The following is a 9,976-nucleotide window of genomic DNA, read 5'->3' on the forward strand; positions in this document are numbered from 1 at the left end:
TCATGTCGGCAGAAGTCTAATTCGGGACATAGGTTACAAACCTTAAACTATCGTTAGTTTACTTCTGCTGACTGGTTAATCACCACTAAACTACAAAATCAGAAGGACTAACCATGACTATGCAAACCTAAGGGATAGCTATCGGGAGCCCTCAAATTTTAACCAGACCGTTGTGGTGCATTTAAAACAGACAAATGACAGATAAAATTGAAATACAATTAAGCAGGACTAAAATTCTTCTACTATTAATCGGTGCGACCATTTTTGTCGTTCTTGGAACACTATTCATTATAAATCCAGAAGAATTTAAAAGCTCTATATTCCGAAATGCCGAAACAATAAGAATTCTGGGAATCGCAGCAGTTGCATTTTTCGGACTTTGTCTTGTGTTTGTAGCAAAAAAACTATTTGATAAAAAAGCTGGATTAACAATTGACCAAGAGGGAATTACAGACAATTCTAATGCAACAAGTATAGGACTTATAGAATGGGCTGACATAACAGGGATAGGAACAGTTCAAGTTGCTTCAACGAAAATTTTAATGCTTGAGACCAACAAACCTGACAAATATATAGAAAAAGCAAAAAATGGGATTTCAAAAAGAGCAATGAAAGCAAATTATAAAATGTACGGCTCACCCTTATCAATAATTTCAAACTCGTTGAAAATAAAGCATGACGCCTTGGAAAAACTGATTACTGAAGAATTTGAAAAAAGAAAAAAATAAAAAACAACGCCACCACAACACCTATACGCTATGCCATATGGAACAATACGCATAGCCAAACCGTTGTAGTGCATTTAAAAAAATGACAGAAATACCAAAACATATTGAGCTGAAATTCTACCTTACGATTATCGGTGAAATTCCAATTGAGGAATTTGAAAACTGGATATATAATGACAAAGAAATTGAATCAGTTTTATCTGAGGATTACTATTTAGAGTTAGTTTCTTTCAATTATAAAAAGAATGGAGCGAAATACGAATTAGTTAATTTGCTGTCTGAAAAATACATTGACTTAGGGGAATACGAGAAATGGAAAATGCTGAATAAGTTCAGGATTGCTTTAAAAAGAGATGAAAACCTTCCAGATATTTTGCGTGAATTTTATGATTTATATTGCAGAGGATACGTTTTTTTAAATGATCTTGGACTGGGCTATGGCTTGATGGTTGAAGTTCCTCCATCTGCAAACTATAAAGCGGATTCCTGGGAGCAAATGAATGAAATAGAAAAGAAAGAATTGATTGACAGCTTTTATCCTCAGTTAGACTTTGACATTAAAAGAGCTATTAACTGGATTGAAAAAGGAAAGATTGTTCTTACAGGAGAAACAGACGAAATAGGTCATTATGAATATGAAGATCTAAGAACTGAAAACGAGAGAAAGTCGACGGTCTGGACTGAAGTTGGAAGAGATGATAAGACAGGTTTTAAAGCATTTGAAAGCAACTTGAAAATTTTGAAAGAACAAGAAAAACGCCTTACAACAATATATAAAAAACATAAGTGGCTTAGTGTTTTACGGAAGCTTTTTCGCATTTAGTCAGCTCCGTCAAATCTGCGATTTGACAGCTTGTTATAAAACTTTTATTTTGTAACAAAACCCTAATTTGGTTCTGTACAAATTGAAAGGAAAGAGCTTTGAAATCACTCACGTTTATTATACTGGAACGTTGTACTTAATAAAATGAAACGACACTGGAAAGACATACAAGATGATAATGGAAATTGGTCTCATTTGATAATTGAGGTTGACAATCAACCTGATGGAAAATTTCAAATACATTCAGGAGGAAATCAGCGATTCAAGTTGATAAAGGATGACCTGACAATTTTTTGGGGGTGCATCGAATTTGATTATTATGGAGCTTGGATATTAAGAAATAACATTGATTGGGATAAAAATGATATGATTATTCCGCCCATTACGTCTGACCAAATTGAAAAATATAAAAGTTCAAATCAAACAGATAAAGTTGCTTATTGGTCAAGATTCTTTATTGACTCTCTCTCAAAGAGTGACAATTCAATCCTTTATGACGGAAAATGGAAGATATCGCTTGCATTGTTAAAATGGCAAAGACAAAAGCCCGATTTATTTGAAAAGTGGATTGTTAATGAAACGGACAAAGTATTTTCAAATTCACAGTTAACATATCTTGATTGGGGAATAAGTGGCAATGGAAATTTAATATCATTGAAAGAAACACCATTCGAGGACGAAGGAAGAGTAAAATGGTGGAGAAAAAAAGTGAAAGAAAACTGCTGTCCTCCGATTTTAACTTGGTACATAAATAGTTTAGATGCTTTTATAATAATTGACGGACACAGAAGGTTAAAAGCATATATGATTGAGAATGAAGAACCAGATATTTTGGTTTTAAACGCATTGAGAGAGGAGTGTTATCCGAAAGATATTTCGAGACGTGAGAAAATCATTAAAAGCTTGGAAATTAGGCAAAACCATCCTTCAAAAGCGAAACTGAGTATCGATGATATTAATAAGATTTTAATTGACGCTTACGATGAAAGACCTTCGGTAAGACCAATTACAAAAAGTATCGCTCAACCTGACTTCGAGGAAATATGGATTAATGAAGTTAAAAAGTTTGAAAACCAAGCAAATATTGACCAAGAAGAACTTGAGGCAATGATTGAGAACAAATAATTACTAAGCACAACAAAAGTTAAAATTAAAGGGCCGTAACGCTCCCCCCAATAGCTATCGGGCACTCAAATTTTAGCAAAACTGTTAGGCACAAGTGAAGCAAAGTAGAATCTTTTTAAAATGACAAGAAAAATAATTATTACAATAGCTATAATTACCCTAATACTACTTGGACCATTTGTTATAGTTCCTTTGGTGTCTAATATTACTTCAACACCGTATGACATGAATCTATTGATGTCAGATAAGCTTAAAGAAAGGTATGATTGGATTTTTAAGGATAGTGTCCAGCAAAAAGCAGATTTACTTTATTCCATTGGCAGAGAGGATGATAAATTCTTATATATCTATGACATAAATGATGAGTACTTGATGTACATTAACGAGATAAAAGAATATAAAGAGGTTAGTTTGGACTCTATAAAATATATAGAATCTTCAGAAATTAAAGACTTCAGTTCGTTTGCATCAGGATCCTGGGGAGAACCAAGCTTAACATTTGAGATAAAATCAATGTCAATTCAAAGCACAGCATTAAAGATCTCTTTTTCTAAAGAAAGTGATATTATGGATATTGAACGACAGGATGATTTTACATTATTAAATCTAAAATTAAACTCTATGATGATTTGTGATAATGAAGATATCATGCATTACAAAATTCATTATAACAACATTTGTATTCCGACAGCTATAGCTTTCTTCAATACTAAAGACTCTTTTTTTATTATCCATTTAAGGCGAATTGATAATAAGATGATTGAAAAAAGTACAATCAAGAACTTAATTCGGTTAAACACCAGTACTTAACAAAAGTTAAAATTAAAGGGCGGTAATGCCTAACAAGATAATGTAACAAAAACAATAAACGAAAACGGTGCTTGAGAAGGTGGTGGTTGAAAATCGCCCTCAAATTTTAGCAAAACCGTTGTAGCCATTTTAAGCAGACATGAAAGTACATTGCAAAAATTGCATGCCAAAAGAAGGGATTGATATTCCAGAGTTTACTCAGTCAGATAAGAACCGATTGATTAAAATGAAACAAGAATCACCAATTAAAACAGTTAAATGTCTGATGGATGATTACAAATTAAGTCATCATGAATCTAAATACATTACTAAGCATATAAATGAGACTTATGGTAAATGTAATCGGTGCAACTTTGATAAGCTTGACCGAGAGAATTTGATTTGTCCTAAATGTGGTGCATTAAATTTAAACTGGATTACAGATGACACAGACTGATAAAGCAAATATAAATAATCAGAGAAAGCAGGAAAAGCGATTATCAAGATTGAAAACCACTATGAATTTAATTTTAGATAATACTTTCACAGGACACTTAAACAATCAAAAGTGGATAAAGATTTTTGACGTTATTGACACCCACTAGCGCGAGTTTGTAACTCGTGCTTTGCGAATGCAATAAATACATTGATTATTTCTGGTAGCCTGAGACTTATGTCTGAATTGTTATTGCATTTTCTTCTCCTCCAGCCGGAGGGGCTCTCACTTTTTGGCTTAAGCCCAAATATCAATGAACAATGAGTAATTAGTAATGAATAATAGCAGTTAGTAGAAGCTTGTGTCCCATGATAGTCAATATTTGTGCCGGCTGCTAGCCCGAGTTTGTAAATCGTGCTTTGCGAATGCAATAAATACATTGATTATTTCTGGTAGCCTGAGACTTATGTCTGAATTGTTATTGCATTTTCTTCTCCTCCAGCCGGAGGGGCTCTCACTTTTTGGCTTAAGCCCAAAAAGTGAGCAAAAAACCCAAGGCGAACTGAAAATTGCAATTTGATTCTTGAAATGCTTAAGTGCGGCAGGGTGATCTTTAAGCAAGCTTGCAGCTTCCCTGTCTTACTAAAGCCTTTCTTCGAATAAAATCACAATTGTCAGAATGCCGGACAGCGACTTTTGAGGACAGTACAATTAATGAGTAATTATCAATGAACAATTGCAGGTAGCCCATACTTGATACTTAAAGCTTGCAGCCTGAGGCTGAACACACTAAGCCTATCCTAAAAAGCTTACCTGCTAAGCAAAAAAACAAAAAAGGGCCAGGCAAATGCCCAGCCCTCGCTAACTCAAATTTTATCTTTTTTGCCAATGAGCAAAGCTTAGAAAGCAAGTTTGTCTAAGTGAAACCAAATCTCAGGCTTATCTACACTGGTAAATTTGATCTTACTTGGGTTTTTGTCATCATCAATCTCTATTTTGTAGGGTGCATTCTCAGTAATAAAATTTACAAACGGTTCTAAATGTGTGTACCACGACCAGTTAAAACCATTCCCTGCCAAATGCATATTTATATAATCATCATGACCATAAACACCTGTAAATAATACATTATAATGTGCAACATAGTAGGATGAAGTCGTCGTTGAAACAAAGCTTAATCCAATTTCTGTTGATCCATCTCGAAGACTTTTACCAAAGCATACCTTTGGATACAGTTTTTCCCCCCATCTCAAAGCATTTGCATTATAAACCTCGTCGTAAACAGCTTTTATTGCAGCACAGTTTTCTGTTTCTTTGTTAATATCATAAATCCACCACCATTCGCTTAAGTCAATGGGAGGAAAAACCACACTCAATGCAAGCTGATCAGACACCAATTTTTCCTCGCTCTTTTGAAGGGTAAATTCCTGAAATTCCTTACCCAAAATCTCGGTGGATTCGTAAAGACGAATACCGCCAGGAGTATAGATAAAAGGCAATATTTCTGATTTTTCCTCCCCCTCTTCCTCATAGTTAAACATGAGGTGTCTGCCAGACAAAAGCACTTCTACCGGGATATTGTTAATGCTTGTTCCAAAGGTGGCTTTTTTAAGGTATTCCTGAACATCCCTTACTTTTTGCAGATATTCTGCCGGGCGTTCATTCAGTTTAATCAGACGCATCAGGTTGCCGGTTTTTGTTCCTTTTAGATGAATGGTATCGGCATTGTGCGACATCAGTAAAAACTCAAAATCTCCTCCTTTAGCATTGTACTCATACCTCGAAGGGTTTGCAAACTGGTGCAAAATATTGTTGAAGGTATCAAAACTTAGTACCGGACCACCATAAGAGATAATGTCGTAGGTAGAACTTACCGAGGTGGAAAGCAATTGAATTCCCTCGTACCACACCATCAGCTTGTCATGATCGTCGAATTTGAGCACAAAATTATATCCTCCGAAAGATTGATTTTTGTCGGGAAAATATTCAAATGCCCATCCGTTTGCAGATGATTTCAGAGCGTTGTCGTACTCACTAATTGCCGCTTTTTTTCGTTCCGTAGCTGTCTCTTCAAATAGCAATTCCGTATCGTTGTCGCAGGCGGCAAACACCATGCTCAACAGGAAAGCTAACAGCAAGCTATATCTGTATCTATTCTTCATCTTATTCAATTGTTATATTATCCAAATCAACCTGTTGCAAATTGTTTACCCTACTTTGTATGGCATCTCTCAAGGCATCAATATCGATGTCCCAGAACTCTTTCATGTAAGTTCTGATGATTTCCATTTTCTGATTCAGCTTTTGCCTTCCTTCAGCTCCATCGGCTTCGGCCAGTACCAGTTTTGCCTCCCAGCTCGCAGGCGTATTGGTAATGTAATGGGCAATCAGCTCCACAAAATCTTCATTGGGTTCCTTGCTCGAATAATTGCTGATAAAACCGGCCTGGTAACATTGGTTTCTGCCCCATGCACTATTCCATCCTTCGCCTACATAGTTGGTACCCGAAATGCGGTCGAAATCGGTGGTATAATCGATGGTTTGATGCAGAATATGAGAAAATTCGTGAAAAATGGTTCGAAAATAGTAGGCATACAAAGTATTGATGTTTCCTAAATTGAGATCATTTACTTTATAAAGAGCAATTTTCAAACCGCTTTCGGCAGTACCCAATAGCATTGTTCCATTGTTTCGGTATGCCCCCGAGCCAATCAGGGTGATCATTTTTGGAAAATATTTCTTCAAAAAATCATCGGGTGAAACCTCGGCATATGCATCCAGGCAAACATATTTAATCAAATTGGCCATTTTTACAGAGTTCTTGTACGAGGCAGGCACCAACTGGTAACCCATATCCGACTCTATGTCTACCCATTTGTATACCAACCTTAAGTTGTAAGGCTCTACAAAAATGTGTTCCAGGTATTTGTCGAACTCACTCATTTCGCCTTCCTCTATGCTCACCACACTTACATCGGGGTTAGGCTGATCATCTTCGCTACAGGATGCTGGCACAAATAGTATGGCAACAAGCAGCAAGTGGTATATTATCTTTTTCATGTTTCTGTACTTTTTAAATGAGAATTCAATTTAGCGTGGGTTGGCTTCCATGCCGGCTGAAATTACATCCTGGGGCAACTGAATGGCCCTTCGATTGTCATCCACAGCCAACACATCGATTACCTTTAAATAACCATTTCCTTGATCTTGATATCGCGGCACTTCGATGCCATAACGTTTGATATCGAACCAGCGTAAGCCTTCGTGCAGGGTAAGTATCCTTCTGCATTGCAGCAGGTAATGAATCATACTTTCCTGCTCTCCAGCGCTAATGCTGAATTTCGGATTCAGTTTCTTCTTTTGGTTAGGCGCATTATTTGTAGAATAAGGCATGTTTGCCGTATCGTAAAACTTAGCGATATCGGCAATTGTTGTTACCTGGCTCACAGATGTTTGTTTGAAATAGGCCTGTGTCCATGTATTCAGGTCATCCATGGCAGCCGCCTTTTCGTTCAGCATAATTTCTGCCTCGGCTCGTACCAGCAAACACTCGTCTGTTGTAAAGGGATTAATTACCGAACGCCAATATCCAATATTAGAAACCGGATCGGTCACCTCAAATAGATATGGAACTTTAATTACCAGGGTTTTATCCATATTACTTGCCTTATAAGAGAATGCCATATAGTTATAGCTCCAAATGTTAAGATTTCCCCAGGGCATTTCGGCATACAAAGTTTCTTTTTCCGATAAAAATCGAGTATGATTAAACCTTGATCCGTAATAATACCCTGCGCCAAATAACAGTCCAGCCGATGTGTATGCCGTAATGGAAAGCAGGTTAGCATCGTTTTTTATGTAGGCCTGAGATACGGCATCAGAATTACGTGGAATCTTACCAAGTGCTACCCAGTCTCTTAGTACCGATGCCGGATTGTTGCCCAATACCACATTGGCGTACTCCTTTGCTTTTGACCACTTTTCGTAATAGAGGTTAAAACGTGCTGCAAAGGCATAGGCCGCTTTTTTGTTAAAATGGTATGGCTTAACCTCATAAATGTCATCCTTGATCAGGGGCAGGGCCGCTTCGATATCGGCATTTATTTTTTTGTACACCTCTGCCACGTTTCCTCTTTGGTACACAGGACTTAGAGCAGTTTCGGGCGCTTCTATATAAGGAATGCCCAAGTCGGTACTGCTGCTTGTTTGGTTGTAATGTTTGCAAAACACATTCACCAGCACAAAATGGTTGTAGGCCCTTGTGATTAAAGCCTCGCCCTTTTCTGCCGATACATCTTCATCGGTCACCTTGCTAATGGCATCTAAGGCCTGGTTGGCATGTGCAATGGCATTGTATGCACTTTGCCACAATTCCTTCACCCCATCGATATCCGATTCGGTATCGTTCTGCCAATAGGCAACCTGCTCAATCATTCGTACTGTATATGGGTTATCCTCTCCCAAATCCACAATATTATCGGAGCTTAACTCCGCAAGCAAAGTGTAAGTATTGGAGGGATAAGCAGAGGTCAGGAGCTTTCGGATTTTAATTTTGCTATCCAGCTCTGTCCTGTTGTCGGGTGTTTCGTCCAGAAAATCATCGCATGCCAGTAAAAACAATGCAGGGATGAGTACATATATCAATTTTAATTTATTCATTTTCCTAATTTTTAGCGGTTATAATCCTAATTTTAATGTGAATGTAAACTGCTTAGGTACAGGAGCTGCTACCCCACCCGAGTTAAAGAATTCAGGGTCTTGTCCGTTCAGCTTATCATCGGAATACAGCAGGAACAAATTGGTAGCCTGTATGCGTGCCGATAGTTTGTTTACACCCAGTTTTCTTGCCAGTGTATTCGGAAAATCATAGCTCAGTGAAATTTCCTTCATGCGGACAAAGTCGCCTTTGGCAATTCGTTCTGTAGAATAATTGTAGGCATTATAAGCAATCCCCATTCCATAGCCCAAATTGGATGCCTGTCGTTTGGTAGGAAGCACAGGTACATTGGTCACTTTTTCGTCGCCCGGAACGGCCCAACGGTTTTTAAACTCGCGAGGCAAGGCTGCCAAATCGGAGTACGAACTGCTGAATACCGGGTCGAGACGCACCACATTTCCAAAAGAGTAAGTAAGGAATACATTCAGCTTTAAACCTTTGTAGGTAAATGTATTGCCCAAACTTCCAATGTCGGTAGGATCGGCAGAACCCGAGTATTCAAGAAAATCGATATTCTCTCTTTCCTGGAAGTAGATATCGCCAATGGTTTCCTCTCCATCCTGGTTAAGGAAGGTAGGCAATCCTTCGCTGTTCAGGCCTTTAAAGGGAATGGAGAAAAGCGATCGAACGGCATATCCCTCGCGGGCAAATCCGCTTCCTGTTACCATATCGATTACACTGGCTTTGGTATCCAGGCGGGTAATCTTGTTCTTAATTTTGGAGTAGACAAAATTGGTTTTCCATGTAAAATCGTCGGTTTTAATATTGGTAGACGAGATGGAAAGTTCCAAACCATGCGATCTCATGGTGGCCACATTCCCAAACTTGCTCACTTCTCCTCCAACACCCTGGGTATTTACTATACCAATCAGGTCGTAATTGTCGCGCTTGTACCAGTCAATGGTGGTATTGATTCGGTTATCGAGGAAGCCAATTTCGGCACCAATGTTCAGCTCGTGCTTTTTCTCGTAGGTCAATTCGCTGTTTTCCAGCGATTCGATATAAAGGGCGCTCTCCTTTAAACTGGTGGAAGGCCTCCATGGGTTCCAGCTCCTGATATCAACCCGCGAGTTGGTAACATAGTGAGGTCCCCTATCGGCTGTTAAGCTGTACGAGGCACTCAGCTTCAGGTGGGAAACTGCAGGCCTCAAAGACTCGAAAAAGTCTTCTTCGTGGGCATTCCAGGCTCCCGAAACATTCCAGGTAGGCAACTGTAAGTCTTCAGCCTAATTTGGACAAGTTGGTATAAAATTTAAGAGATAGATTTCTTAACTTTTTGTAACCAATTAATGTCTATAAAATGAGAACAAAGAAACAAAGTACCGAGGCTAAGGTAAAAGAAATTAGACGGCACACTC

General features: G+C 38.1%; 9 protein-coding genes. 5 read left to right on the top strand and 4 right to left on the bottom strand.

All coding sequences use genetic code 11. The annotated features are described in order from the left end of the window. Positions 1–194 precede the first annotated feature (194 nt). The 5 genes from ELS83_RS21090 (at position 195) to ELS83_RS21110 (ending at position 3,922) form a co-directional block, all read left to right on the top strand. On the top strand, positions 195–728 hold the full coding sequence (locus ELS83_RS21090; protein ID WP_171597532.1) for an STM3941 family protein: 534 nt from the start codon (positions 195–197) through the stop codon (positions 726–728). Between the two features lie 82 nt (positions 729–810). Next, entirely contained in the window at positions 811–1,551 is a 741-nt protein-coding gene (locus tag ELS83_RS21095; protein ID WP_171597533.1) for a hypothetical protein, read from the top strand. A gap of 195 nt (positions 1,552–1,746) precedes the next feature. Beyond that, positions 1,747–2,676 carry a hypothetical protein gene (locus tag ELS83_RS21100; RefSeq protein WP_171597534.1) on the top strand — a complete coding sequence of 310 codons (930 nt, stop codon included), beginning with the start codon at positions 1,747–1,749 and terminating at the stop codon, positions 2,674–2,676. A gap of 120 nt (positions 2,677–2,796) precedes the next feature. After that, complete coding sequence (locus ELS83_RS21105; protein ID WP_171597535.1) at positions 2,797–3,486, top strand: hypothetical protein; 690 nt, start codon at positions 2,797–2,799, stop codon at positions 3,484–3,486. Between the two features lie 163 nt (positions 3,487–3,649). Next, the gene (locus ELS83_RS21110) at positions 3,650–3,922 is read left to right on the top strand and encodes a hypothetical protein (RefSeq protein WP_171597536.1); all 273 of its coding nucleotides are present in this window, start codon (positions 3,650–3,652) and stop codon (positions 3,920–3,922) included. 878 nt (positions 3,923–4,800) lie between these two features. Here the strand turns inward: ELS83_RS21110 and ELS83_RS21115 are convergent. From ELS83_RS21115 to ELS83_RS21130, 4 genes are read right to left on the bottom strand one after another with little or no spacing between them, the layout of a single operon-like run. Further along, positions 4,801–6,063, bottom strand: a complete 1,263-nt coding sequence (locus tag ELS83_RS21115) for a DUF4302 domain-containing protein (RefSeq protein ID WP_171597537.1) — start codon at positions 6,061–6,063, stop codon at positions 4,801–4,803. Between the two features lies 1 nt (position 6,064). Then, positions 6,065–6,961, bottom strand: a complete 897-nt coding sequence (locus ELS83_RS21120) for a zinc-binding metallopeptidase (protein WP_171597538.1) — start codon at positions 6,959–6,961, stop codon at positions 6,065–6,067. Positions 6,962–6,991: 30 nt separating this feature from the next. Next, entirely contained in the window at positions 6,992–8,560 is a 1,569-nt protein-coding gene (locus tag ELS83_RS21125) for a RagB/SusD family nutrient uptake outer membrane protein (protein ID WP_171597539.1), read from the bottom strand. 18 nt (positions 8,561–8,578) lie between these two features. Beyond that, a complete protein-coding gene (locus ELS83_RS21130) occupies positions 8,579–9,829 on the bottom strand; it encodes a SusC/RagA family TonB-linked outer membrane protein (RefSeq protein WP_216616740.1) in 1,251 nt (416 codons plus the stop codon). Positions 9,830–9,976: the final 147 nt, after the last annotated feature.

This window comes from Marinifilum caeruleilacunae, from assembly GCF_013141825.1.
Lineage (GTDB): Bacteria > Bacteroidota > Bacteroidia > Bacteroidales > Marinifilaceae > Marinifilum > Marinifilum caeruleilacunae.

Excerpts from the sequence above, each read along its gene's own strand:
- ELS83_RS21090 (WP_171597532.1), top strand. The coding sequence starts at position 195 with ATGACAGATAAAATTGAAATACAATTAAGCAGGACTAAAATTCTTCTA.
- ELS83_RS21095 (WP_171597533.1), top strand. The coding sequence starts at position 811 with ATGACAGAAATACCAAAACATATTGAGCTGAAATTCTACCTTACGATT.
- ELS83_RS21105 (WP_171597535.1), top strand. The coding sequence starts at position 2,797 with ATGACAAGAAAAATAATTATTACAATAGCTATAATTACCCTAATACTA.
- ELS83_RS21110 (WP_171597536.1), top strand. The coding sequence starts at position 3,650 with ATGCCAAAAGAAGGGATTGATATTCCAGAGTTTACTCAGTCAGATAAG.
- ELS83_RS21115 (WP_171597537.1), bottom strand. The coding sequence starts at position 6,063 with ATGAAGAATAGATACAGATATAGCTTGCTGTTAGCTTTCCTGTTGAGC.
- ELS83_RS21120 (WP_171597538.1), bottom strand. The coding sequence starts at position 6,961 with ATGAAAAAGATAATATACCACTTGCTGCTTGTTGCCATACTATTTGTG.
- ELS83_RS21125 (WP_171597539.1), bottom strand. The coding sequence starts at position 8,560 with ATGAATAAATTAAAATTGATATATGTACTCATCCCTGCATTGTTTTTA.